This is a genomic window from Thalassoroseus sp. (assembly GCF_984380535.1).
The window spans coordinates 227187-253217 of sequence record NZ_CFHRBF010000013.1 but is presented as its reverse complement, the minus strand read 5'-3'; the positions used below and the strand labels follow the sequence as shown (position 1 = coordinate 253217).

The 26031-nt window shown below is 54.7% G+C and carries 19 protein-coding genes; 9 read left to right on the top strand and 10 right to left on the bottom strand.

The window, feature by feature from the left end:
- Positions 1 to 279 precede the first annotated feature (279 nt).
- The gene (acs, locus tag AC5DDB_RS19180) at positions 280 to 2241 is read left to right on the top strand and encodes an acetate--CoA ligase (protein ID WP_491741367.1); all 1962 of its coding nucleotides are present in this window, start codon (positions 280 to 282) and stop codon (positions 2239 to 2241) included.
- A gap of 91 nt (positions 2242 to 2332) precedes the next feature.
- A complete protein-coding gene (locus AC5DDB_RS19175) occupies positions 2333 to 3859 on the top strand; it encodes a hypothetical protein (protein ID WP_491741366.1) in 1527 nt (508 codons plus the stop codon).
- 20 nt (positions 3860 to 3879) lie between these two features.
- Here the strand turns inward: AC5DDB_RS19175 and AC5DDB_RS19170 are convergent, their stop codons facing one another.
- Positions 3880 to 4896 carry a zinc-dependent alcohol dehydrogenase family protein gene (locus AC5DDB_RS19170; protein ID WP_491741365.1) on the bottom strand — a complete coding sequence of 339 codons (1017 nt, stop codon included), beginning with the start codon at positions 4894 to 4896 and terminating at the stop codon, positions 3880 to 3882.
- Positions 4897 to 4952: 56 nt separating this feature from the next.
- Here AC5DDB_RS19170 and murJ point away from each other — a divergent pair, with 56 nt between their 5' ends.
- The 4 genes from murJ (at position 4953) to serC (ending at position 9329) form a co-directional block, all read left to right on the top strand.
- Positions 4953 to 6491, top strand: coding sequence for a murein biosynthesis integral membrane protein MurJ (gene murJ / locus AC5DDB_RS19165; RefSeq protein ID WP_491741364.1), 1539 nt, complete (start codon positions 4953 to 4955; stop codon positions 6489 to 6491).
- A gap of 95 nt (positions 6492 to 6586) precedes the next feature.
- On the top strand, positions 6587 to 7006 hold the full coding sequence (locus AC5DDB_RS19160) for a response regulator (protein ID WP_491741363.1): 420 nt from the start codon (positions 6587 to 6589) through the stop codon (positions 7004 to 7006).
- Complete coding sequence (locus tag AC5DDB_RS19155) at positions 7003 to 8070, top strand: Mrp/NBP35 family ATP-binding protein (protein ID WP_491741362.1); 1068 nt, start codon at positions 7003 to 7005, stop codon at positions 8068 to 8070. Before AC5DDB_RS19160 ends, AC5DDB_RS19155 begins: the two co-directional genes overlap by 4 nt.
- A gap of 179 nt (positions 8071 to 8249) precedes the next feature.
- A complete protein-coding gene (gene serC, locus AC5DDB_RS19150; RefSeq protein WP_491741361.1) occupies positions 8250 to 9329 on the top strand; it encodes a 3-phosphoserine/phosphohydroxythreonine transaminase in 1080 nt (359 codons plus the stop codon).
- Positions 9330 to 9942: 613 nt separating this feature from the next.
- Here serC and AC5DDB_RS19145 read toward each other — a convergent pair.
- Together AC5DDB_RS19145 and AC5DDB_RS19140 are read right to left on the bottom strand one after the other, a co-directional pair.
- Entirely contained in the window at positions 9943 to 11343 is a 1401-nt protein-coding gene (locus tag AC5DDB_RS19145; protein WP_491741360.1) for an HD domain-containing protein, read from the bottom strand.
- Between the two features lie 71 nt (positions 11344 to 11414).
- Complete coding sequence (locus tag AC5DDB_RS19140; protein WP_491741359.1) at positions 11415 to 12620, bottom strand: GIY-YIG nuclease family protein; 1206 nt, start codon at positions 12618 to 12620, stop codon at positions 11415 to 11417.
- 255 nt (positions 12621 to 12875) lie between these two features.
- On the opposite strand from AC5DDB_RS19140, the gene AC5DDB_RS19135 reads away from it, so the two are divergent.
- Complete coding sequence (locus tag AC5DDB_RS19135; RefSeq protein ID WP_491741358.1) at positions 12876 to 13220, top strand: molybdopterin dinucleotide binding domain-containing protein; 345 nt, start codon at positions 12876 to 12878, stop codon at positions 13218 to 13220.
- Positions 13221 to 13281: 61 nt separating this feature from the next.
- On the opposite strand, the gene AC5DDB_RS19130 is transcribed toward AC5DDB_RS19135, so the two are convergent.
- The gene (locus AC5DDB_RS19130; protein WP_491741357.1) at positions 13282 to 15342 is read right to left on the bottom strand and encodes a carboxy terminal-processing peptidase; all 2061 of its coding nucleotides are present in this window, start codon (positions 15340 to 15342) and stop codon (positions 13282 to 13284) included.
- A gap of 209 nt (positions 15343 to 15551) precedes the next feature.
- Entirely contained in the window at positions 15552 to 16979 is a 1428-nt protein-coding gene (gene hpnE / locus AC5DDB_RS19125; RefSeq protein ID WP_491741356.1) for a hydroxysqualene dehydroxylase HpnE, read from the bottom strand.
- Positions 16980 to 17097: 118 nt separating this feature from the next.
- Between hpnE and AC5DDB_RS19120 the strand changes: the two genes are divergently transcribed.
- Positions 17098 to 17868, top strand: coding sequence for a ComF family protein (locus tag AC5DDB_RS19120; protein ID WP_491741355.1), 771 nt, complete (start codon positions 17098 to 17100; stop codon positions 17866 to 17868).
- A 49-nt stretch (positions 17869 to 17917) separates the two neighbouring features.
- Complete coding sequence (hemC, locus tag AC5DDB_RS19115; protein ID WP_491741354.1) at positions 17918 to 18862, top strand: hydroxymethylbilane synthase; 945 nt, start codon at positions 17918 to 17920, stop codon at positions 18860 to 18862.
- A gap of 8 nt (positions 18863 to 18870) precedes the next feature.
- Here the strand turns inward: hemC and gcvT are convergent, their stop codons facing one another.
- The 5 genes from gcvT to priA form a co-directional block, all read right to left on the bottom strand.
- Entirely contained in the window at positions 18871 to 19956 is a 1086-nt protein-coding gene (gene gcvT / locus AC5DDB_RS19110) for a glycine cleavage system aminomethyltransferase GcvT (protein ID WP_491741353.1), read from the bottom strand.
- Positions 19957 to 20042: 86 nt separating this feature from the next.
- Positions 20043 to 20849, bottom strand: coding sequence for a succinate dehydrogenase/fumarate reductase iron-sulfur subunit (locus AC5DDB_RS19105; protein WP_491741352.1), 807 nt, complete (start codon positions 20847 to 20849; stop codon positions 20043 to 20045).
- Positions 20850 to 22784 (bottom strand): fumarate reductase/succinate dehydrogenase flavoprotein subunit, encoded by a 1935-nt coding sequence (locus tag AC5DDB_RS19100; RefSeq protein WP_491741351.1) that lies wholly within the window; start codon positions 22782 to 22784, stop codon positions 20850 to 20852.
- A 108-nt stretch (positions 22785 to 22892) separates the two neighbouring features.
- Positions 22893 to 23558, bottom strand: a complete 666-nt coding sequence (locus AC5DDB_RS19095) for a succinate dehydrogenase cytochrome b subunit (protein ID WP_491741350.1) — start codon at positions 23556 to 23558, stop codon at positions 22893 to 22895.
- Between the two features lie 161 nt (positions 23559 to 23719).
- Positions 23720 to 25960, bottom strand: a complete 2241-nt coding sequence (gene priA / locus AC5DDB_RS19090; RefSeq protein WP_491741349.1) for a replication restart helicase PriA — start codon at positions 25958 to 25960, stop codon at positions 23720 to 23722.
- Between the last annotated feature and the right edge of the window lie 71 nt (positions 25961 to 26031).

Here is a 26031-nt window from a genome sequence, read left to right as displayed (position 1 = left end):
TCAGAGCGAAGCGATGGGCGTGGCAATCACGGAACTTACACCCGCCTGATTGGTGATATTTGCCCGCCGAGATATTCCCATTTTTCGCAGATTCAATTTCCGACAAGCGCTGCCTCAGTTGCCGAAGTCCTGAACGCGAAGCGACTTGTTTGATATTTTGTCACCTCAGCCCTAAGATCGGCGGACATATCAGAATTTTGACACGCGACACGATGATCTCACACGAATCGTGTGCCGCCAACTATCAACGAAGTGCCAGCCGCCCAAGGAAAAAACAACATGAGCGCCCCCGGTGATGAACGGATCGAGAGTGTCCTTCAAGAATCGCGGATGTTCCCCCCGCCAGCGGATTTCGCCGCCCGCGCGAATATATCGTCCGAGGAACAATATCAGGAAATGTGGCAACGGGCGAAAGACGACCCGGCCGGCTTCTGGGGCGAGATGGCAGAGAATTTGGACTGGTTCAAAAAGTGGAATTCCGTCCTCGAAGGCGACATGCCGGAAACCAAATGGTTCACCGGCGGGCAGATCAACGCGTCGTATAACTGTCTTGATCGCCACCTGAAAACCTGGCGTAAAAATAAAGCCGCAATCATTTGGGAAGGCGAACCCGGCGATACACGCACTCTGACGTTCCAAGAACTTCACCGCGAAGTATGTCAGTTCGCCAACGTGCTCCAAAAACTCGGCGTCGAAAGCGGCGACCGTGTCACCCTTTATATGCCGATGATCCCTGAACTTGCGATCGCGATGCTCGCCTGTGCCCGCATTGGCGCGACGCACTCGATCATCTTCGGCGGTTTCAGTGCTGATGCAATCGCGGATCGAAACAACGATGCCCAATCGAAAGTCGTCATCACTGCGGACGGCGGTTGGCGTCGGGGTAAAGAGATCGCATTGAAGAAGAATGTCGATGCGAGCCTGGAAAAATCGTCATCGGTGCAAAAAGTCGTCGTCGTGAACCGCGTTGGTTGCGATGTCGAGATGGTGCCAGATCGCGATTACTGGTGGCATGATCTCATGGCTGATGTTTCAGCCGACTGCCCCGCTACGCCGCTCGACAGCGAACATCCGTTGTTCATCCTTTACACGTCCGGTTCCACCGGCAAACCAAAGGGTGTATTGCACTCGACCGGCGGTTACATGTTGGGAGCAATGCTCACGACCAACTGGGTGTTCGATCTGAAAGAGGAAGACACTTACTGGTGTACCGCCGACATCGGCTGGATCACCGGGCACAGTTACATCATTTACGGTCCACTTGCCAACGGCACGACGACGCTGATGTATGAAGGTGCTCCGAATTGGCCGGATGAAGGGCGATTCTGGGAGATCGTCGAGAAGTACCAAGTCAACATTTTCTATACCGCTCCGACCGCCATCCGTGCGTTTATCAAATGGGGAGACGAGTGGCCGAATCGGCATGATTTGTCGAGCTTACGACTCCTTGGTACCGTCGGTGAGCCGATCAACCCGGAAGCGTGGATGTGGTATCACAAAGTCATCGGCCGCGAAAAATGCCCGATCGTCGACACCTGGTGGCAAACGGAAACCGGCGGGATTATGCTCTCTCCGTTGCCTGGGATCACGTCAACCACACCAGGAAGTTGCACCCGACCGCTGCCGGGCGTCGTACCTGATATCGTCAGCGAAACCGGCGAAAGCCAACCGGCGAACTCGGGTGGTCTGTTGGTCATGAAACAACCGTGGCCGCACATGTTGCGAACCCTCTATGGCGATCACGATCGCTTCTTGGAAACCTACTTCAGCAAGATCGACGGTTGTTACTTCGCCGGTGACGGTGCGCGTCGCGGCGAGAACGGCTATTACTGGGTCATGGGCCGCGTGGACGATGTGCTCAATGTGTCCGGCCACCGACTTAGCACGATGGAAATTGAAAGTGCCTTGGTCAGCCATCCAACGGTCGCCGAAGCGGCAGTCGTTGGGTTCCCGCATGACTTGAAGGGCGAAGGGATTTGTTGTTTCGTGACGCTCAAAAGCGGCAACGGTAGCGACGAACTCGCCAAAGAGTTAACCCAACACGTCCGTGGTCAAATCGGTGCCATCGCCACACCCGATCAAATCCGCTTTGCCGCAGCAGTTCCGAAGACACGTAGCGGGAAAATCATGCGACGTCTACTTCGCGACATCGCTGCCGGTCGGGAAAGTGCCGGAGACACCACCACCCTCGAAGACCGTAGCGTCCTAGAGAAACTCATGGAGAAGGAAGAATCCGAGTAAACTCTGCCTGGAATTTTCTTTGGTCCTCGCATGATTTTCGTAGAATGGGGTCGTAGTTCATACGAGTCCTTTCGCTCAGGAAGATCATGCGATGACGAATTCCTTCAAACGACGTGAGTTTTTGGCAAGCAGTTTGGCGGCCGGTACGTTCTTGGGAAGTAGTGATCTCTCGGTCTTCCGAGGATTAGGGGCGGTATCGGCCGCGGAACTCAAACGCAGCAAGGAAACAGTTGCGTTACAGCCGGATATCGAGCCGATTGTTCGCCTGCTGGAAGAGACGCCAAGGGAAGATGTCCTCGGCGTCTTTGCCAAACGAATTCAAAGCGGTCTGAGCTACACCGAAGTTGTGGCGGCACTTCAATTGGCGGCGGTCCGAAACGTGGAACCGCGTCCGTCGGTCGGGCACAAGTTTCACACCGTGCTCGCGGTGAATTCCACACACTTGGCAAGTCTCTCGTCCCCGCCGGACACACGCTGGTTGCCGTTGTTCTGGGGGTTGGATTACTTCAAATCCGCGGCCGCCCGTGATGTGGAAGAACGCGGTGACTGGTCGATGCCTCCGGTTGACGAGTCCGCATTACCGCCGGCACACAAGGCGATGCGTCAGTTCCAAACCGCAATGGAAAACTGGGACGAGTCCGCCGCCGACGCTGCAGTTGCGCAATTAGCCCGCACAGCGGGAGCGAACGAAGTCTACGAAAAGATGTTCCGTTATGGGGCACGCGATTTCCGCTCAATCGGCCATAAGGCGATCTTCGTCGCGAACAGTCGCCGAACGTTGCAATGCATCGGTTGGCGACACGCCGAGCCAATTTTGCGATCACTTACGTATGCGCTGCTCATGCATGAAGACGGCAATCCTAAGGATCGTGACGCCGACGCCGACAAACCATGGCGACGGAACCTGGAACTTGTCCAAACAATCCGTGAAGACTGGCGGAACGGCACGGCCGATCGGGATGCCACCGAAGAGCTTGTGACTCACTTACGGACTGCCTCGCATGAGGACGCTTGCGATCAGGTGGTCAAACTCCTCAACGCTGGTGTCTCGCCGCAATCGGTTTGGGATGGTCTGTTCGTGTTCGCGGGTGAGCTTCTCATGCGGCAACCCGGCATCGTCGCGCTCCACGCCAACACCACTTCCAATGCCCTAGCCTACGCATATCGTTCGAGCGGCAACGATGAAACCCGTCGCTTAATGACACTGCAAAACGCCGCCTTCCTCACGATGTTTCGCGATGCGATGAAGTCTCGGGGGCGTATCAAAGAGGTGACCATCGAGGATCTGACCAAAGTGACCGGTGAACGTTCGAAGGCTGGCGTGGACGATATCTTCGCCACGTTGGGTCGCGAACCGATGGACGCCGCCCGCATGACATTGGCCCATCTCGAGCACAGCCAATCTCCGTATGAAGTCATCGACGCGGCCCGAGTGTTGATCTATCGCAAAAGCCGGGATGCACACGATTACAAATTTAGTTCCGCCGTGCTCGAAGATTTCTACAATGTGTCTCCCGAATGGAGAAACGTGTTTTTGGCCTCAAATGTGTTCGAACTAAAAAGTTCGACTACGCCGGACAGCGACCTCGTCGCCCGCACCCAAGCGGCGTTCTCGTAATCGGAGGTCTTCTGCAAAGTCTAGGAGTTGATTCGGATCACAACTTTGCCAAAGTGCTTGCCAGATTTCAGGTAATGGTACGCGTCACGCGCGTCGTCAAAATCGAACACACGGTCGATCACCGGCCGCATCTCGTTGATGCGAACGCAGTTAAGCAGATCGGCGAACATCACCCGACTTCCGACATAGATTCCCTGAATCGTCACGCGGTTAAACAATGCCGGGAGCGGGTTGATCATGCCATCGGTCCCTGACAGAACGCCGATCAAAGAGACGCGACCACTGACTTTGGCACACGCCAGAGATTTTTGCAGCGTACCTGCACCACCGACTTCGATGACGTTGTCGACTCCAACGCCATCGGTCAATTTCAGCACTTCCTCATGCCACTCCGGATTTGTGCGATAGTTGATCGTGTCATCGGCTCCGAGTTCGCGGACACGTTCCAACTTCTCGTCACTGCTGGAGGTCACAATCACACGGACACCATGCAACTTTGCGATTTGCAGTCCAAAGACGGAGACGCCACCTGTCCCCAATGTTAAAACGGTCTGCCCAGCTTTCAATTTGCCAAGGTCGATCAATGCTTGCCACGCCGTGACCCCTGCACAGGGAAAACAAGCGGCTTCTTCGAACGAGAGATGCTCGGGGATTTTCAGCAATGCCCGTTCGGGAAATGCGACCTGATTCGCGAGTACTCCATCGATCCCGCCGCCACGTCCTGTGCACAGTCCGGCGTTGTCCACGTCACCGGCGTCCCAATCGTCGAAGAAACAATTGACGACACGGTCTCCAACCTGAAACCTGGTGACAGATTTTCCGACCGCGATTACTTCGCCGGCCCCGTCCGAAAGTGGAATGACTGGGCGAGTGTCGTTTCTCGGATAGCCGCCGCGAGTCACTCCCAAATCCCGGTAATTCAAGCTCGCAGCTTTCATCTGAACGAGAACCTCGTTCGACGACGGTTCTCGTTCCGGGAGGTTCACTCGTGCGATCGCGTCGATGCCTTCGTCCGATTGAATCTGATAAGCTTGCATGCTCGTTCTGTTCTTCCGTAGCTGTTCGTGGTTTCCGTGTCAAAAATGCCAACCTTATGAACCAATCATCACATGACGACGAGTCATCGACGGCTAGTTCGCTGAGGGCTGTCTCGTCTGTGACTGTATTGTCGACCATTCATCTCGGTTTGCAATTCGGTCTGCAAATGTTTGTGGCGTGGTTGTACGGCGCGGGACCAAGTGTTGACGCCTACGTAGCCGCAATCACACTGCCCGCCATTCTTAGTGCCGTGCTGTGCGGGCCGATTCCCTCCGCATTTGTCCCCGTGTTCGCGGAGAAAACGCAAATCGGGCGACGCGAAGTGACCGACCGACTTGTGACGCAAACACAACTGCTTGTGCTGGGCGTCATGGGGATTTTTTGCATTGGTCTGTTCGTTGCTGCGGAGTTTTGGGTCGGCTTGTTCTTTCCGGGCTTTGATGAAGGGCAAGCCATACTGTCGGCAGAATTGCTCAGGATCGTGTGTTGGCTGACGCTGTTGAACAGTCTCACGAATTTTCTTTACGCCGTTTATCAAGCTCATGGCGAGTTCGCGCGACCACCGCTTGCGAGCGTTTTGGGTATCGTTTTCACACTTGTTCTGTTGGCGTTCGGTGGGAGAAGTTGGAGCATTCACGGCATGGCCTGGTCTGTGATCTCGGGAACCGGATTGACGGTTCTTCTACTTTCACCACGACTTATTGTCGGATGGCAAATTGGACCAATTGGCGAGGACGCCGGACTCAAACGTGTGCTCGGTTTGCTTTGGCCGCTTGTGTTGGCGGGCATTTATTTTCGAGTCGAGCCGATTGTAGACCGGTACCTGGCTTCTGGGCTGAATACCGGCGGCGTTGCCCGGTTGGGATACGCATATCGTGTCGCGAACGCACTGGCGTTGCTGATCCCCAGTGGCATCATTGCGGTGACATTTCCGACCATTGCCCTTCGCGCTGCGGAGCGAAACTGGACGGCCCTTCAATCGGAAATTTCTCGGTCGATTCGCTTGCTCATTGTGCTCACGACACCCGTGATTGCCGCTATTGTCCTATTTTCCACGGCCATCATCCATACGCTTTTCGAGCATGGCGAGTTTCAACCGGCTGACACCAGCGTTGTTGCGACTTTATTGCAGGCTTACTGTGGTTTGATCGTGGGATTCGGATTGAGCGAAGTTTTCGCACGTGTCCTGCATGCGATGCAAGACGTAAAAACGCCGGTGTTGTGCAGCTTTATGGCTCTTGCGATCGGCGTGGGACTGAAGTTTTGGTTTGTACCGCAATATGGTCTAACCGCAATTCCCTGGGTCACGTCCGCCGCGATGTTATTGAACACAATGTTTTTAGCCGGTGCGGTTTACAGCCGGTTCGAGAAACCGCAGTTCGGTCAAGGAGTTCTTGGGACGCTTGTGCAGTCGACCATTGCATCGACAGTTGCATGCATTTTCGCCTCGACAATCGGCAACCCCTTCACCCCGGTGCGAACCGTCGCGGCGGCCGGGTTGGGAGGTGCGATCTATCTAGGTATGATGACGGTCCTTCGAAATGAGTTTCTCGTTCCGTTCTGGCAAACGCTACGGAACAGGATAGCCCGGTAAATTGGTGAGAGGACCGGCCCGGGGTCGAATCTCCGAGGAGTTGTTTTCATTGGGTTGGCACTCTACAATCGGGCCGCGCGTGGGATGGACTTTCGATGAATGGAACCCTGATCGTCTTCGAAGAAAAACCGTGGTGGATCCCGGAATTGCAACGCCAATTCCTGAACGAAGACGTGCGAATTCGATCCTGCAATCGACTTCAGAACTTACCGGAAATGTTGTCGACAGACTCCACATTTCCGCTGAGCCAACCTGTCGTCATATTACACCTGGACGACCAGCCGGCAAACTGCCTGCAGTTTCTCGGCCAATATGCGAGTCGCCCGACGTGGGAGTGTCCGATCCTGGTGATTGCATCGGCAGCGTACCAAGAACTGGAGCTGACGATTCGAGAATTGGGGGCCACGGAATTCCTGCTAAAACCGCTCGCAGGCGATCGACTCGGGAACTGGTGTCGTCGTCAATTTCGGGCGTCGAACCACAGGACTTCTACCGACAAGAACATTCCGAAATGACACACTCATTCAGCGAAACAGAACTTCTACAAGCAGCGAACAAAACGGTCGATCCGGTGTTCGGACAACCGCTGTCTACCTTGCGGACCGTGAAGCAAGTGGCCGTTGCAGATGGACGTGTCAAAGTTTCCATCGAGCTCCCGCTGTACGGATACCCGCAAGAAGAGCAACTGACGCAAGCGGTTCAACAATCGATCGCCAGTGCCCACCCGGATGCCGGTCCGGTCGATGTCGATTACTCCGTGAAAGTCCGGGGAAAAGACAGTGGCGGTTCGATTGGGTTGAAGGTCAAGAATGTCATTGCTGTGGGTAGTGGCAAGGGCGGTGTCGGCAAAAGCACGATGGCAGCGTCGATCGCGTACGGACTTCGACAAATGGGTGCATCGGTCGGCCTGATGGATGCCGATGTCTATGGACCAAGTATTCCGCACATGCTGAATGTCACCGGCCAACCGGCCGCAAGTGAACCGTCGCCCGGCGTTATGCGGATCGAACCGAACGTGGCCGCCGGTGGCGTGAAAGTCATGTCGATTGGGTTCTTCGTCAAACCGGATCAGGCGATTGTCTGGCGGGGGCCAATGCTTCACAAAACGCTGACGCAGTTCCTGAAAGATGTCGACTGGGGCGAATTGGATTACCTCATTATCGACATGCCGCCGGGAACCGGGGACGTCTCTCTGACGCTGTCGCAACTTCTAGGACTTGCGGGAGCCGTCATCGTTTGCACGCCCCAACAGGTCGCATTGCTCGATGCCGTCAAAGCGATCAGCATGTTCAATCAAGTTCGCATTCCTGTTCTGGGGATGGTCGAAAACATGAGCGGCGAAATTTTCGGTCGCGGTGGAGCTAGCGATAAAGCGAAGGAACTCAATGTTCCGTTCTTGGGGGAGATGCCGATCGAAGCCCAAGTCCGGATCCAAGGCGATGCCGGCGACATGGTGAAACTCTTCGATGAAGATAGTCCCGCCCGCGAACCGCTGATGAATATCTCTCAGCAAGTTGCCCTGGAAGTTGCCAAGAAACTCTTCGAAGGCGGAAGTATGCCGACGTTGGAGATTCTGTAGAATCCCGAGTCGTTGTCGAGAACTTCTCTGTGCCAGGTATTGTCTCCGTTATTGAATAACTCACGAAGGGCTGAGAGTGAAACGTAGCCGGTCGATATGACATAGGTTCCACAACACATGTCCGGCCCTTCGTCCGCCACACTTGGCACTCCGCTCAAACAGCAATCATTGAGGTCAAAATGGTCGATCGCAAAGTCAATTTCTCCGCCGGCCCCGCAGCACTCCCCTTGGCTGTTCTCGAAGAAGCCCGTGAAGCGTTGATCTCGCTTGATGGCACGGGTATCGGTGTTCTCGAGCACTCACACCGTGGCAAAGCGTTTCTGGCTGTTTATGAAAACGCGATGCAGCGTTGCCGGGAAGTTGCAGGAATTTCCGATGACTACGACATTCTCTTTTTGCAAGGTGGTGCGTCGTCGCAGTTCTTTATGGTGCCGATGAACTTTCTTAGTGCCGACCAAACTGCCGATTACCTCGTGACAGGTTCGTGGTCTCAGAAGGCCGTCAAGGAAGCGAAAAAATTCGGTCACGTCAACACGGTCTGCTCGAGCGAGGACCGTAACTTCTGTTACATCCCCGACAAACGCAGCTACAGCACCTCGCCACGGTATGTGCATTACACGACTAACAACACGATCTACGGAACCCAGTTCACAGAAGAACCGAGCGTGCCCGATGGTGCGTTTCTTGTGGCCGATACGAGTAGCGATATCTTCAGCCGCCCGATTGACGTGAGCAAATATGGTTTGATCTACGCTGGTGCTCAGAAGAACCTGGGGCCGAGCGGAGTCACGCTCGTCATTGTTCGTAAGGATCTCGTCGAACAAGGCAAAACCGATTTGCCGACGATGCTGCAGTACCGCACACATGCTGAGAAAGAGTCGATGTTCAACACCCCACCGACGTTCGGGATCTACATCATCAGCCTAACGCTGAAGTGGATCCTCGACCAAGGCGGCTTGGAGAAGGTCGGCGAACGTAACGCCGCAAAAGCTGCAACGCTGTATTCCTATCTCGACGAGAGCCAATTGTTCAACGCGACCGCCGACGTCGGTAGCCGGTCGAACATGAATGTATGCTTCGTTACCGGTGATGCCGACAAAGACGCTGCCTTCATCAAAGCCGCCACCGAAGCCGGTTTCGACGGCCTCAAAGGACACCGCAGCGTCGGCGGTATGCGTGCCAGCATCTACAACGCATTCGAGCCGAAAGACGTCGAAAGCCTCGTTGAGTTCATGCGAGACTTCGAACAGAAGGCGTAAGTACGTGTAAGCCAGCGCGCACGGAAGACGTTGATTTCAGTCGCTGAGTGATTAAGTGCTCAGTTTTAAGCCATTGTCGTTTGGCTGCCTCGGGTGCTGGTGGTGATCTGCGAACAGAAACTAACGCGAACAACGATTCGATCCACTGGACGTCCGAATCTGAAAGTTCAGCCGTGCGATTTTCGGTGTATGACTTACATTCCCAAAGCGATCCGGTGAAACTGAAGCGCCGTAATGAGGTCTTGCCGTCAAGTAGTTCAATTGTCCTGTCGCCAAGGTCTCCGGGCAACGTGTGGCAGTACGGCCTCCATTTTGCGTTTTCGTAGATTTTCCGTAACCGACTGATCGTTTCCGCATCCGAAATCACACATTGATCATCGTGATTTCGAATCAGAATTGAGTCTGTATTCTGAAAGTCTACGAGCCATTGCGGATTCGGTGCATGTGACGAGAATTGACATCCAGACACTGATATAAGCGATGCCGCAATAAGGAGTGCCGCCAATTTCATGCTCGCCTCCACTGCGTGCTGATGAACGACTCGTTGAAAGTCTCATATCCCAATGTGCTGGCAACGAGTTGCCGATACCACCCATTTTTGCGGTACACGTTCTCACATATTCGTCTTGGCGTCCGTTGTGGCTCCCACGACGGCGTCGAGAGCTTGGTTCAAGGCGGCATCGTGTCGATGATCCCGTGAGTACACACGGAAGATCAGGAAACTCGTCGGCAATGCCCGGAAAAGCTCGTCGTCACTCAGCATCCGCGGTCCGTCGTAAGCGGGGTCGAGCAGGTAATTCAGCCCCGCCGCGGGCAATCGCGCGTTCGGACGGTGATAGTGCCGTGCGATATCGAACGCGAGAGGAATCTCACGAAGTTCTGGTGGAAGATTCCTTCGCAACCGTCGTTCGATGATATCGGATTCCCCGAAAATCGACGTCTGTTCCGAAGTCCCGACATGGAAATTGATCGTGCGTTCGCAGGCCATTTTCCACGGGACTTGTCGTTGCAGGATCTCGTCCCACTGATGGCCCAACTCCCGTGTCGCCGGGTCATCACTTTCCGAAAACCGATCCACATCGACCAGGAAGGAAAATTCGGTAAAGGATTGGTAGGCGTCCAAATGCTCCATCGGGTTTCCCGGGAATAACCTTGCCATCGTATCGGGAAACAATTCTTCAAGAGCCAGGTCCAACGCGCGGACGGTGCGATGGAAATAAATCGTACGGAACAAGTTGGCTCGTGTCTCGATGAAGTTGATCAAAGTCGGCAAGCCGCGCGAATGAATCGTGAGTCCCGCGGGCGTGAAAAACGTGTAGTGCAGTAACCGTGAGAGATCGAACGCCCGCAAACTATAGCCGGACATGTACGCATCACGGAGCACGAAATCCATGTTGTCGACGGTGTAGATTCCGCTGAAGAGTGCTCGCAACTTGCATAACCAGTCGGGGTGGCCTTCATCGTCGGCATGTTTTGGTCGACGAATCAGCCAAGCGATCTGTGCCGGTTCCAACTCTTCCAGCGGTTGCAATTGGGCTCCCGGACAACGCCGGATTCCCCGTAGAAGATCGCCCAAATGGTGTTGAATGATATGCGAACCGATGTCTTCGTGAGTGACGTTCCACTGCGACAGATAATGGTCGTCGAAGAAGTGTCCGAACGGTCCGTGCCCCACGTCGTGCAACAGTGCGGCCATACGCACCAGGCATTCCACATAACCACGCGATGGCACGTTCGGACAGGAATCGGCCAGCGATTCATACCAGGCGTCGATCACCTTCGACGCCAGATGCATCGCCCCGAGCACATGTTGAAATCGCATATGCTCCGCTGATGGAAACACCCACCATGCGGTTTGCAGTTGATGGATTTTTCGGAGTCGCTGCACCCACGGGTGATCGATGATCTGTTGTTCGGCGATCTCGCCAGCGGGCAGTCCGGCGGGGGAGATGAACGGGATGTAGCCGTGAATCGGGTCGTGGGAGAGGCTTTCCGTGGTGAAGTCGCGAACCATCGATCCGTATTCTCCGAGTTGACGCAATCAAAGCCGTATCATACCGACTTTGCTCGCTTTCTTGCAGGGCGTCAACATGCGGATTCCGCCGCTCCTCGCATAGCCATCGTGCAACGACGCCGGGCGGTCGCTAGTGATAGTGTATCTTCCAACCGCGATGGTTTCCGATGAAACCACGAACTAACAAGCATCAAGGTGTCCGGTCGTTGAGTCGTGAGATCCTCAGGGGGCAAACGCCGACTGTAGATACGATCGATTTCCTTGCGGACCATCTCGGCAGAATCAGGATCGTTCGGCGGTGCTACGACGCTCGCCACTTGCCCGCCGCGAATTAGATACCAAATCTGTTTCTCACCCGAGCCATGTGGATAGATGAATGAAAACTCTTCACGCGCGGTCCGCAAACGGTCTAGGATTTCACGCAGGACGGTCAAAGATTCCAACTCGTCACGCAGCCGAGCTGCAAGTTCGAACAACCGTCCCGCAGCTGCGGTCTGCATCTGGGCGGCGACCGACTCGAGCAAACTCAGATCGGTTCCTTCCAAGAATCGCTGTGCCAACTGCACCTGTTGAGTGTAGGCCCGCCGAGAACATGCACCGACGCAAGGCCCGAGACATGTGCCCATTTCCAGACGCAAGCAGCCGGGTCGATCAGTCGTTTCGAACAGCCCCAATTGCTCCGCGAAACGCATGGGAACGGTATTCATGCAATCGCGAAGTTGACAATGTCGATTGAGCGCTTCGACGGCGGCTTTCACGCGACGACTTCCTCGCAACGGCCCAAATGCATTGGTTACATGATTGGCTGGTCGGTTTGTTACGAACACACCCGGTGCCTGCGGACGGCCGATACACACATAGTTCGCCCGCATTCGCTTGGGCATGTCTTTAACGTTCCAAGCCGGTCGTCGCGTTTGGATGAGATGCAATTCCCGCAACAACGCTGCGAACTCAGTTCCCGCCGGCTCCCACATCATCGAGTGGGTATGCCGAATGATCCGTCCCGCCTTCTCGTTCCGCTGCCCGGCTGTAAAGTAACTGAGAATCCGCGTGCGTAGCTGCTTGGATTTGCCGACGTAAATGAGCACACCGTCGGCATCGAGCATCCCGTACACACCGGGTTCGTTCTTGCATTCGCTACAGATTGCGTCTCGAAGGCGTTTCCGCGTGCGACCGTGCACACGCACAAGATCGGTCGCCGAATGCGGATTGAACGGATTGTCGCCGAAATCGCTGATAATTGGCTCGGCTGGCAATTCCTTCCAGAGTTTTGGCATGCTGCCCTCCCGGCATCATCGTCCGTGAACACCCGCGATCCGTTCTCGCAGGTCGTTTCATAGTATCGAAGTTGTATGGCGTCGAAAAGAAAGCTCAGCAAGCAAATCTCGAACAAGCGAAATTGTTCCCGCAAATTGTTGGCGACGCCGTGACCTCATGTCCGCATTGAAAATCGGTTCTCCGCGTCGGATAATCGGCGACCACCCGCGACCCCAGCGGCCGTGAAGACTCCATCATCAAAGAGGCGCAGACAAATGCCGGAGACGTTTATCTTGATCCCGGGCCGCACTAGCCGACAGGGAACGAGCCTGAATGAAGGCAAATATACCGATAACTACCGCGATGAGATCAATACCCTCAAAATGAATTCCGAGGACATGGAGAGACTGTCGCTAAACGCGGGTGATCGGGTTCGAATGTGGAACGAGTTCGGTAACGTCGAAGTTCCCGTCGAGACCGACAAAGGGGAATGTCCGCCCGGGTTGTTGTTCATCAGTTATGGTGATATTTCGAGCCAACTGATGGGAGCCGAAACGCACGGCAGCGGCATGCCGGATAGCAAAGCACTCGACGTGTTCGTCGAGCGAATTGAGGGATAACGTAAAAAAGCCTCCGAAGAGCAGACCCTTCGGAGGCTTTTTCGTTGGCAACTAGTGACTTCTAGCGATTCACGGTGCGTGTTCGCTCGAGCAGATCGACATAATCCTGGGCAATCTGTAACAACTCGTCGTTGTAGTACCCTTCCGGCATAATTGGGCCTTCGGTGTTGTTCTCGGCGGCTTCTTCGGCCTCCTCTTCTTCCTTGGCCTCTTTCTGCTCGCTTTCCTGCTCCGCTTTCAACGTCTCTTCGTTGAGCGAAACGGTCTTGCGATTCTTTCGCTTCATGTATTTGGCGATACGTTCGTTGACCTTCTGGAATTCTTCGTTCTTGGTCAACCGTTGCGCACTCGCTTGTTGCAACGCGGAGATCACTTCATTCCGACGCATGCCGTAGCGATCGTGATCGACTTCATCGACTTGATCGAACTTCAAGGCGTTATCCAAGAAGGACTCACCCAGGTCCATGTGGTCGATCAACGACGGCAGCACGATATCACTGGTCACGCCCTTGTTTTGCGTGCTCGCACCGTTGACCCGATAGAACTGATTGATGGTCAGTTTCAACGCACCACGTTGTTCGGGTGGGCTGAGGAATCGGAACGTCGAACGAGCCACTGGCATCACGTTTTGCACGGTGCCTTTGCCATGCGTGGTGGTATCGCCAACGACAATCCCGCGACCGTAGTCTTTGATGGCACCAGCGAAAATCTCGGAAGCCGACGCCGACAACCGATTACAAACCACAACCAGTGGTCCGGTGTAAGCGACACCTTCGTCAACATCGTTGTGGCTTTTGATATTGCCGTCTTGCTCTTTCACCATCACGACTGGGCCATTGTTGATAAACAAGCCCGTCACTTCGATGGCTTCACTAAGTGCACCGCCGCCATTCATCCGCAAATCGATCAGGACGGCATCCACGCCACCTTGTTTTTCGAAGTCTTGCAGAACTTTGTGCACGTCGCGGGACGTACTTTTGAAGTTGGCAACGCCAGAACGTGCCCCGTCGAAATCGCGATAGAACGATGGGATGTTGATCACACCGATCTTGCCTTTCCCATCGCCGAGGCGGTCGGACAGGTCGATGATTTCGCCTTTCACTTCAGAACTTTTCAGTTCGATTTCCTGGCGAGTGAGTTCGTAGGTTTTGATCTCGGTCGGTGCGGTTTTCGGTTTGACTTGCAAACGAACTACCGTGCCTTTGTTTCCACGAATCAGCCGTACAACTCGACTGAGTTTCATTTCCACGATGTCAGTGAACTCGCCATCTTCCTGAGCCACACCGATGATCTTATCGCCGACTTTGAGCCGACCATCTTTCTCCGCCGCACCACCAGGTACGATTTGCGCGACAGTCGTGTAACCGTCTTCACTGCGAAGCGCCGCTCCGATGCCTTCCAATCGAAGTCGCATTTGGATTTGGAAATCGTCCAAGGTCTCCGGCGACATGTAGCTGGAGTGGGGATCGAAACAATGCGTGAGCGAAGACAGATACATTTCGAGTTTCTCGAAACCTTCGGTTTGCTCCATCATCGATTGAATGTTGTGGTAACGCTTGTGAAGACGTTCGCGGGCTTCGTCGATTTTGGTGCCGTCGAGCTTCAGCGTGAGCAAATCGTACTTGATCCGCTTCCGCCACCGTTCGTTGATTTCCTCTTCCGACTTCGCCCAGTCGAGTTCGTCAGCATCGGTCACCATTTCTTCGTCGATCGTGTAATCGTAGTCGCGATCGATTAAATCCTTAACGAGCTTCATTCGTTCGGACAATCGCTGGTCATACACGTCGAAAGCGGTAAACGCGAACTGCACATCGCCCGCTTTGATCTGATCATCGAGTTCGGTTTTTAGCTTTTCGAACCCATCAATGTCGGCTTGAATGAAGTACAACTTCTGTGGGTCGAGCTGTTCGAGGAACCGGTCAAGCAGACGCTGAGAGACTTCGTCGTCGATCGTCTTACGACTGATGTGATAACGACTGATCATTTCGGAGACGAGTTTGGCGGTTTTCTCGTCGCCGGCGGCGGGTTTGGAATTCGCGTGGGCAATGAAACCCAAAGCTGCGAATAACACCATGGCAGACGTCAAAATGATTCCGACGCGGGCGGGGGCCTTCCACTTCATAGACTTCATCCAATTCCGAATGGCCAGCGAATGTGACGGGGTAGACTGTCAAACAGACAGTCATCAAGAAATCGTATCGCAATCCGCCATTGACGACAAGATGACGTTTCCACCGATCACTTGACCATACCATCACCAAAACACGTTACCCATCATACGCAGGTTGAGGGTTAAGTGTTGGAACTGATTCGGATTGGCACTGCCGACACCTATTGCGACGACAATCCAAACAGTCGTCGAGACAGCCATCCGGTCGGCAAATCCGGCTGCAAGACGCTTGTCGGATCGTTGATCGTGTGCCGCAAGATATTTTCTGCCGCCAGGTAGCCACTGCGAACCGCCCCTTCCATCGTGGCCGGCCAACCGGTTTGTGTCCAATCACCGGCAAACTGCAGGTTCTCGATGGGCGATTGTTGCGGAAGCCGACAACGCTTCGCTTCCGGTCTGACGGAGAAGACGGCTCGATGTTCCGTCACAAACCGCGAATGCAGAAGGTTCGCATCAAGGGAGTTCGGCCAGACCGATTTCAACTCGTCGACGACTTCCTCGACAATTTCCTCACTCGATCGACCGGAAAGGTCCCGACTGGCACTGATCACAACCTGGTAATAATGCCCGGAAAACGAGGAGGATTGATCCGTCAGTCCACGGTTGAAGAGCCATTGGGAGGTCTTTTCGATCAGCACTGCGTGAGGCAGATCGGTGATCGGCCGGTCGAACCAGAGATGAACGCTAGAAATCGGAGCGGACTCCAATTCGTCGACCGCCTGAATTTGTGGATGCGTTCGCCACTCCTCCGGCAACAATGCCAATACACGGTGATGCGGCACTGCGAGCACGAAATGATCGCCGGTGATGGTCGAACCGTCCCGCAATTCGACCTGAGTGACACGGTCATTCTCGGTTCGTAACGCCTTTACGCCCGTCAATAGCTGCACATCGACCGCATGACTGGCGAGCCAATTCTCCAAGGTTTCGCCATAGAATTCCGAAAGGGGAACGGTCGGGATCTCCACGGTCCAACCATCGCGATTGGCCATAAACCCGTCGACAAATACTTTTCGAGCCGAAGCGACGTCAATGCGATCCAGCGACTCACTTAACGCACTCACGAGTACCACAAACCAGAAACGTTCGATGGCGTTCGGCGTCTGATTGTGTCGAGCGAGCCAGTCCGCGAAGGATTCCGTCGACTCGTTCTGATCTGGCGAGAGTTTCGCCAAGGATTTCAAGCCACGTGCGATACACGTCAGGTCTTTCCGAGATAGATAATCCAGTCGTCGAAACGCCGGAAACAAGTGTAACGGTGCTGGAAGCCACGACGCGGAAAACATCGTCTGCGTACCGTTCGGTCCAATGAAATACAATGCCGGTTGACGTTCGAGGCGGTCGGCTATCCCGACGGTCTCACAGAAGAATCGAAAATTTGTGCAGCATCCCATGTTGACGTGCTGGCAATTGTCGATGAGTTGTCCCGTTGTTTGATCGACGAACGAACTTGCTCGCCCACCAAGTCGCGGTCGCGATTCCAACAGGGTCACCCCCAACCCACGAGAAGCCAACGCTGTCGTTGTCGCCAACCCCGCGAGTCCCCCCCCAATCACGACAACACGGTGATCTCCATTCGGATCTGACACGACACAACCACTTCGTTTGCAGGAAATATTGCGAACCTGCTCGCACAACTCGGCAGGATTTCGCATCATAAGTCGTGATCGGTCCGAAGCGAAGTCTCTCAGTGATTAAAGCGAAGCCATGGTCGGGTGGGGACGAATTTCCAATCATATTTGTGAAGTTCTGGGAAACGCGATCTTTCCACCGGCGTGTGTTTGCTGTCTTCAGGACGAAGAGACGCTCGACGACACGGTACGACTGTGCTTGAAATGTCGTGCAGCTCTCACGCCGAAACTTCTTCACGTTTGTCGTCGCTGTGACGCACCGGTCGGGCCGCATCTGGATACGAGTTTCGGTTGTATTCATTGTCGGAATGATCGTTTTTACTTCGATCGCGTACTGAGTTTGGGCCCCTATGCAGATGAACTTCGCGCGGTTTGTCAGCGTCTCAAAAACCACCGGCAGTCATCGCTCACAACCGCGATGGCGAGACTGCTTTGCGAACGAATCACTGCCGAGTTGACGGAACCGCTGGATTTCGTTTTGGCGGTCCCACATCATTGGTCGACACGAATCGGCCAACGCGCCGAAACTTCCGAGTTGTTGGCGGAATCCGTCAGTCGCCTTTTGCGTGTGTCTCAGGATCGGTTTTTGATCGCCAAAACACGACGTACCGAGCGACAGTCGGCACTTTCACCGGCCCAGCGACGAAAAAACTTGCGAAAGGCCTTTCGATTACGGAACCGCGAACGCGTGGCAAACCGGCGGATTCTCCTAGTTGATGACGTACTTACAACCGGAACGACCGCAAATCGAATCGCGAAGCTCTTGCGGGATGCGGGAGCGCAGTCCATCATAGTGGCCGTTCTCGCTCGCGGTTTGGGGGATGCCCGTGATCCGACTCCGTTTTAGCCGAGACCATGAACTTAACGATCGACAGTGACGAAAACATCAAAGCATCATGACGACAGCTCGGACATTCCGAATCGCAACCCGCTCCAGTGACTTAGCCCTTTGGCAGGCCAACCACGTTGCAGAGCTTCTTCGTGCCGCGTGTCCGGAGCGCGAAGTGGAAGTCATTCACGTATCCACCATTGGCGATCGCGATCGACAAGCTGCGTTGCATCAGATGGGAGGACAAGGCGTGTTCACCCGTGAGGTGCAACGTGTTGTCCTCGACAATCACGCCGATCTTGCAGTGCACAGCTTGAAAGACCTACCGACCGAAACGGTAGCGGGATTGGTGCTTGCGGGTGTGCCTGAGCGTGCCAATGTATTCGATGCCCTGTTGCTGCCGCAGGATCGTGATCCACAACTAACCTGGGAGACTCTGCCAGCAGGATCGCGTATTGGCACCGGAAGTTTGCGACGGCAAGCCCAGCTGTTGCATGCCCGCAATGATGTAGAACTTGTTCCGATCCGTGGAAACGTGCCCACACGGGTGCAGAAGCTCGATGACGGTGAATTCGACGGTGTTATTCTCGCGGTCGCCGGTTTGGATCGGCTTGGCTTGGCGGACCGAATCACTGAGATTCTGGAACCGCCGTTGATGTTTCCCGCGGTCGGTCAAGGGGCATTAGGACTGGAATGCCGCGAGGATGACGAAGAACTCAGGGAAGTTCTCCAGCAGATCTCCGATCCACGTGCGTTTGCCGCAGTCCGAGCCGAACGAATCGTGCTCGCCGACTTGCGAGCCGGCTGTCATGCTCCTGTCGGAACTTGGACGCAATTCCTTGACGACTCGATGCAACTCGACGCAGTCGTACTGACCGCCGATGGTCGAAAAAAGATTCACACGACTGTCACCGGATCACCCGATAACCCAATCGAACTCGGACGTGAAGTCGCGGCGAAGCTGCTCGACGACGGGGCGCAGGCTTTGATGGACGCGAGCGTAACGGACTGAACGGCCTGTTATTTCTGGCGTTTGTAAAATGGCAATTCGCAGACCGTTGCGGGAAGTCGGCTATTACGCACTTCGATTTCGACGGCCGAACCAACATTGGCGGCTGAGGTGTCAACAAACGCCATGGCAATCGGCCGCTCCAAAGTAGGCGAGAACGTCCCCGACGTCACTTCGCCAACTTCTTGATCAGCAACCCGAACGCGACAACCCTCACGCGGGACACGTCGACCTTCCAGCATCAAGCCGACGCGTTGACGTTCGGGACCACGATCGACCACTTCCCGTAGAGCCGCCTCGCCGACAACGCCCGAACCGAGATGCACTGCAAATGCGAGTCCCGCGCTGATTGGGTCGATGTCTTCCGACAATTCATGCCCGTACAATGGCATCCCCGCTTCGAGTCGCAATGTGTCACGACAGCCCAGCCCACATGCAGCGACACCGAGACGATCAAAGTGCTCCCAGAGTCCCACGACGTGGTCCGCAGCAGCAATGATCTCGAAACCATCCTCGCCGGTGTAGCCGGTCCGGCTCAGTAATACCGACACGCCATTGAGCTCCGTTTTTGCATTGCGATAGTATCGCAGTGTCTCGAGATCAAGGTCGACCAGCGAGTTGACAACGTCAAACGATTTCGGCCCCTGCACTGCAAACATGGGATCGGAGAGTGTCCGATCCGCCATCGTGACATCCTGTTGCCCCAAATGCGATTCGAACCAACTCACGATTTTTGTTCGGTTCGACGCGTTCACGACAACGAGAAACTCTTCACTATCGAGACAGTAGACAAGCACGTCATCCAGAACGCCACCGGTTTCGTTCGTGACCAATGCGTATCGGACCTGACCGGGTTTTAGCTTGGCAACATCGATTGTCACCACGTGATTCAGAAAACTTCCGGCATCGGGACCGCTGACAAAAAGCCGCCCCATATGTGCGATGTCAAAGAGACCGACATTGGTGCGGATTGTCCGGTGTTCATCGATGATATTGCCGTACTGAATTGGCATCTGCCAGCCGGCGAAGTCGACCATACGACCACCATTCGCTACATGCCAATCGTAAAACGCGGTACGAAGCGGTTCGCCTGTCATGTCGTCAACTCTCTGGAAGCAATGCAAAACGCCCGGCGATAACCGGGCGAAAAATTCAAACGCGATTCCCTGCCACCGGCAACGTGTTAGCTTGGTGGCACTTCATTGGAGCAAAGCGAAGCTCGCAGGTACTCTCGGTTCATCCGGTGGATGTTAGTGACCTGAATTCCCGCAGGGCAAGCTGCCTGGCATTGATTGGTGTTGGTGCAAGCACCGAACCCTTCTTCATCCATCTGAGCGACCATGTTGAGGACGCGTCGGTCACGTTCCGGCTGACCTTGAGGCAACAAAGCCATTTGCGAGACTTTCGCACTCGTGAACAGCATGGCCGACGCATTCTTACAGGCGGCAACACACGCGCCGCAACCGATGCAGGCCGCCGCTTCCATCGCGAGATCGGCGTTCTGCTTTGGAACTGGCAAGTTGTTTGCGTCTTGGGCGTTTCCAGTGTTGACCGAAATATAACCACCCGACTCGATGATTCGATCGAGAGCCGATCGGTTGACGACCAAGTCCCGCAGAACGGGAAACGCAGTTGCCCGCCACGGTTCGATGACAATCGTATCACCGTTCGAAAACTTCCGCATGTGAAGTTGACAGGTCGTGGTTTCTTTGTCTGGGCCATGCGCTTGACCGTTAATCATCATACCGCACGCGCCGCAGATCCCCTCACGACAATCATGATCGAACGCGACCGGTTCTTCGCCTTGGCTGACGAGCTGCTCATTGAGCACATCAAGCATCTCCAGGAACGACATGTGCGTGGAGATACCGGTGAGCTTGTACGTCTGAAACTGACCCCGCTCATCCGGCGAAGGTTGTCGCCAGATCTTCAGCGTCAGATTCAGCAAGTCATGCGATTCGTGTTCGCGGGCATCGGGAATGGAGATCATCTATTTGTAACTCCTCTGAGTCGGCTCGATCTCGACGAATTCGAGCGGTTCTTTCCGCAGGGTAGGTTCTTTTCCGACGCCGTTATGTTCCCAAGCCGCGACGTACTGGAAGTTCTCATCGTCTCGTTGGGCTTCCCCTTCGGAAGTCTGGTACTCTTCCCGGAAGTGGCCGCCGCAGGATTCCGCCCGGTTCAACGCATCACGCGTGAGAAGTTCCCCGAACTCGATGAAGTCAGCCACGCGACTTGCACGTTCGAGTTCTTGGTTGAGACTCTCGCCGACACCTGTCACATGGAGATTGTTCCAGAATTCTTCCCGCAGATTTCCGATTTGATCGAGTGCCGTCGTCAAACCCTGTGCATTGCGAGCCATTCCCGCCTTGTCCCACAGGATCGCACCGAGTTCACGGTGGAAACTTGTCGCCGAACGTTGACCACGAATGCTGAGAAGTTTCTCCGTGCGGTTACGAACTTCGACCGAGGTTTCCTTGAACGCCGGGTGATTCTCGCTAACAGGATTAAACTGGTGGCTCGCAAGGTGATGGTTGATGGTGTAAGGCACAACAAAATAACCGTCGGCCAAACCTTGCATTAACGCACTCGCACCGAGTCGGTTAGCACCGTGGTCCGAAAAGTTCGCTTCACCGAGCACAAAGAGCCCTGGGATATTGCTTTGCAAGTTGTAATCGACCCAAAGCCCCCCCATGGTGTAGTGGACGGCGGGATAAATTTTCATCGGAACCTTGTACGGGTTCTCGTCCGTGATCTTCTCGTACATGTGGAACAAGTTGCCGTACTTCGCCCGGATCGTTTCCTCACCGTAATGGGCGATGGCATCCTTGAAGTCGAGGTACACTGCCATGCCGGTATCACCGACACCATAGCCGGAATCACACCGCTCCTTCGCGGCCCGTGAGGCCACGTCACGCGGAACCATGTTGCCAAACGCCGGGTAACGACGCTCCAAGTAATAGTCGCGATCTTCCTTGGGAATTTCGCTCGGAGCACGTCTGTCGTTGCTGTCTTTCGGAACCCAGACACGACCGTCGTTTCGCAGACTTTCACTCATCAATGTGAGTTTGGACTGGTAATCGCCGGAGACCGGAATACACGTTGGGTGAATCTGCGTGAAACACGGATTCGCAAACAATGCCCCACGTTTGTGACACCGAAAAGCAGCGGTGACGTTACAGGCTTTGGCGTTCGTAGAAAGATAGTACGCGTTGCCATAGCCGCCTGTGCATAGAATCACAGCGTGTGCGGCATACGACTCTAATTCCCCGTTCAGCAAGTTACGACACACAATTCCCCGTGCCATACCGTTCACGAGAACGAGGTCCATCATTTCGCGGCGTGGGTACAACTTCACCTTGCCGAGCTTGACTTGTCGCATCAGTGAACCATACGCACCGAGCAATAATTGCTGGCCAGTTTGTCCGCGAGCATAAAACGTTCGCGAAACCAACGCTCCACCGAAGGTGCGGTTTGCCAATGTACCGCCGTACTCGCGAGCGAAAGGCACCCCCTGGGCGACACACTGATCGATGATGTTGCCTGAAACTTCCGCCAAGCGGTACACGTTCGACTCGCGGCTGCGGAAGTCGCCCCCTTTCACGGTGTCATAGAACAGACGCCAAACGCTGTCACCGTCGTTCGGGTAGTTCTTGGCCGCATTAATTCCCCCTTGAGCCGCAATACTATGGGCACGACGCGGGGAGTCATGAATGCAAAACGCTTTGACGTTATATCCCATCTCGGCCAATGAAGCGGCTGCCGAAGCTCCTGCCAATCCGGTACCGACGACGATGACGTCAAACTTGCGTTTGTTGTTTGGGGAAACGAGTTTCAACTCGCCCTTGTGCTTGGTCCACCGGTCGGCCATCGGTCCGGAAGGGACTTTGCCGTCGAGTAACTGAGTGTCGATCATTTCAGACATGAGATTCACTTACTTCTTCGGTTCCGAATGCCAGAGCATTCTAGGAACGACGGTGAGAGTGGATTCTAGACGCGACAATCGTTCGCAGCTGCGATTCGCATCAAATTCCTACAGTTGAGTTCGTGCCCAAAGGGGGAAGATGGCAAATGCACAACCGAATAAAATGGCGAACAGATAACCCAAATTCCGCACCAATCTGTTGTATTTCGGGTGACTCAACCCCAGACTGCGGAACGCCGACGAGAATCCATGACTCAAGTGAGCGCCTAACAGCAAGCAACCAAGCACGTAAACAACGAGCACATGCCACTGCGTGAGGATTTTGATGGCCTTGTCGAATGGTTCGAGTTCGTTGCCGTCAGCGTCCTGATAAAACTCATCGGGACGAAGGTGCAAGGTAAAATCCCAAAGGTGAACGATCACGAAGCCCAAGATCAGCACACCGGAAACGAACATCCAGCGACTCGCAAGCAACGGAGCTTTCTCCGCATAGTCTTTATCTTGCTTGACGGCGTAGGACTTACCACGGGCAACACTGTTCACGTTCTTCAACGTGATCGCCAAATAGAGGTGGAGTAGAAAGAGGAGGAGCAACCCGCCTTCGGCGAGCTTCACAAACCACTCCTGGCCGTGCAGCGTGTGTGCGTACTCGTTGTAGGCATCTGCGCCCACAAACATCAGCAGATTTCCCGCCATATGCACAACGAGAAACCCGCAGAGCAATAGGCCCGTAATCCCCATGACGTACTTCCGGCCAAGGGAAGACGACATCATTCTGGTGAACCAACTCAACGCTGTTTCTCCCGCAAAAAGCTCAGTCGGTCAATCCGCAATTGTTGTTTGCGATTGATTATAGGTCGCTGGGTGTCAACTTCAATCGTGACGGCCTAGCAATCCCAAGAACTCATTGAGGAAAACTGATTCACCCGCGAATTTTAGCGCATGTTCATGGGGTCAATGTCGATGGTAAATTCCAATCCACTCGATTTTGGCAACCGATCCTCCGCGAGACGCCAAAGTTTCACAATGTCCGCCGGATCGACGGCCGAAAGTTGAAAATGGAAACGGTATTGATCTTTCACCTTCGCCACCGGGGCCGGGGCCGGCCCTAACAACCAGACCGGCAGCGATTCTTCTTGAACGGTTTGTTTGAGGACTTCCGCAAACTCATTGGCTTTCGCCTCCACGAGGGCTTCGTCTTCGGACCGCAGAATCACACGGGCCAAATGTCGGAACGGCGGTGCGTGCATCGCTGCTCGTTGTCGCATCTCGTGTCGGGCGAAACCGTGGTAGTCATGGTTGGCCGCGAACGCGATCGCGGGTTCCGCTGGTGATGAAGTTTGCACGAACACACGACCTCCACGCTGACTACGACCGGTTCGACCAGCAACTTGCGAGATCAGTTGAAACGTACGTTCTGCTGCCCTGAGATCAGGTTGATGAAGACAGGTGTCGGCATCGACGACTCCCACAAGCGTCACATTCGGGAAATCCAAACCTTTGGCGATCATCTGTGTGCCGAGCAGAATTTGGACGTCGCCATTGCGAAATGATTCCAAGGCTGCGGAGTAACTTCCGTGTCGACGCATGGAATCGCTGTCCATCCGCAGAATATGATGATCCGGGAACTTGCGGCGAACTTCCTCTTCGAGACGTTGCGTGCCAGTGCCAAGGCGACGGATTCCCGAATGTCCACACTCAGGGCAGTTGCGAACGATTGCTTGATAATTGCAAACGTGACACAACGCGACATTGCGATCGCGGTGCCAAGTCAAAGTGACATCACAATGCGGGCATTTTGCGGAAACTCCACACCCCCGACACCACAGTGTCGGCGAGAACCCGCGTAGATTGAGAAACAAAATCACCTGACCGGAATCGGAAAGTGCGGTTCGCATTCCCGATTCCAATACACGACCAATAGCGTCACCGCGTTCGACCTGCGGATCGTTCCGCGTATCGACGACAACAACCGGCGGCATTGCTCGCTCTTCAACACGCTTGGGTAAGCTGAGGAGTACATCTTTTTTCTCCTGCGCCCGACGCCACGATTCCAACGTCGGCGTCGCGGAACCGAGCACGAGCGGAATGTTCTCCAAGCGGGCCCGCTCTCGGGCGACTTCTCGCGTGTGGTACCGGGGAGTCGAATCTTGTTTGAACGAGGTTTCGTGTTCTTCGTCGATCACGATCAGTCCAAGATGCGGAGCCGGAGCAAACACCGCACTCCTCGCTCCGACAATCACGTTGACCGCCCCACGACGAATTTGCTGCCAATGCCAATGACGTTCCGCAGCACTAAGGTGACTATGCAATACGGCCACCGAGTCGAATCGGCTTTGAAACCGCTCGACCGTTTGCGGCGTTAAGCTGATCTCCGGCACCAAGACGATTGCCTGGCGACCGTAACCGACAACCTCACGAATGGCCTGGATGTAAACTTCCGTCTTCCCGCTTCCCGTTACACCGTGTAGCAAGAAGGTTTCGTGCCGTTTCTGTTGCAGAGAATCCACGATGGCAGACAACGCGGTCTGTTGCTGCTCGTTCAATTTCAAGTCATCGTTGCGTTCGCAGGGAGACGAATCCGGAACGAAATCGCAAGTTCGCTCCCGGTGGGCGATCACCAGATTTTTCTTGACCAACGCCTGAATGGGACCCGCGCTACAATTAGCCGCTACGGTGATATCTTCCAACAGCATTGGAGAGTCTTGGCTCTTTAGCACCGCTAGAACCGCTTGCTGTTTTGCCGACAATCGCACGCCCGCCAACCGAGATTCTGCATCGGGATGGATCTGGAACCTGCGAATCAATCGCGTGCCGGCTCGTTGTTTGACACCGTTAGGAACGACACTCTCGAGCACTTGTCCCCAACTACAGACATATCGATCCGCGATCCAACGGGTGAGGTCCAACATCGACGGGGTGATCAACGGCACCTCGTCCACAACCGACTGCACCCACTTCAGCTCACGATCCGTCTCCGGCACCGGGCCGACTTCGACGCAAAACCCCGTGATTTGCCGATCACCTCGGCCAAACGGAACACGCACTCGCTGGCCGGGCTGAATTGTCTCACGAAGTTGATCGGGGATGAGGTACGAAAATGCTGTGTCGACCGGGCGATTCACAACCACCTGGGCTGACAACAAGTCCTCCGCCTCTGCCACTTCCCATGGCATCCTGCCAGAGAATTCCAGTTTTGCTCGGTCCAGTGTTTCCGGGAATAATTCTGGTTGGTTAGATGTTGTTG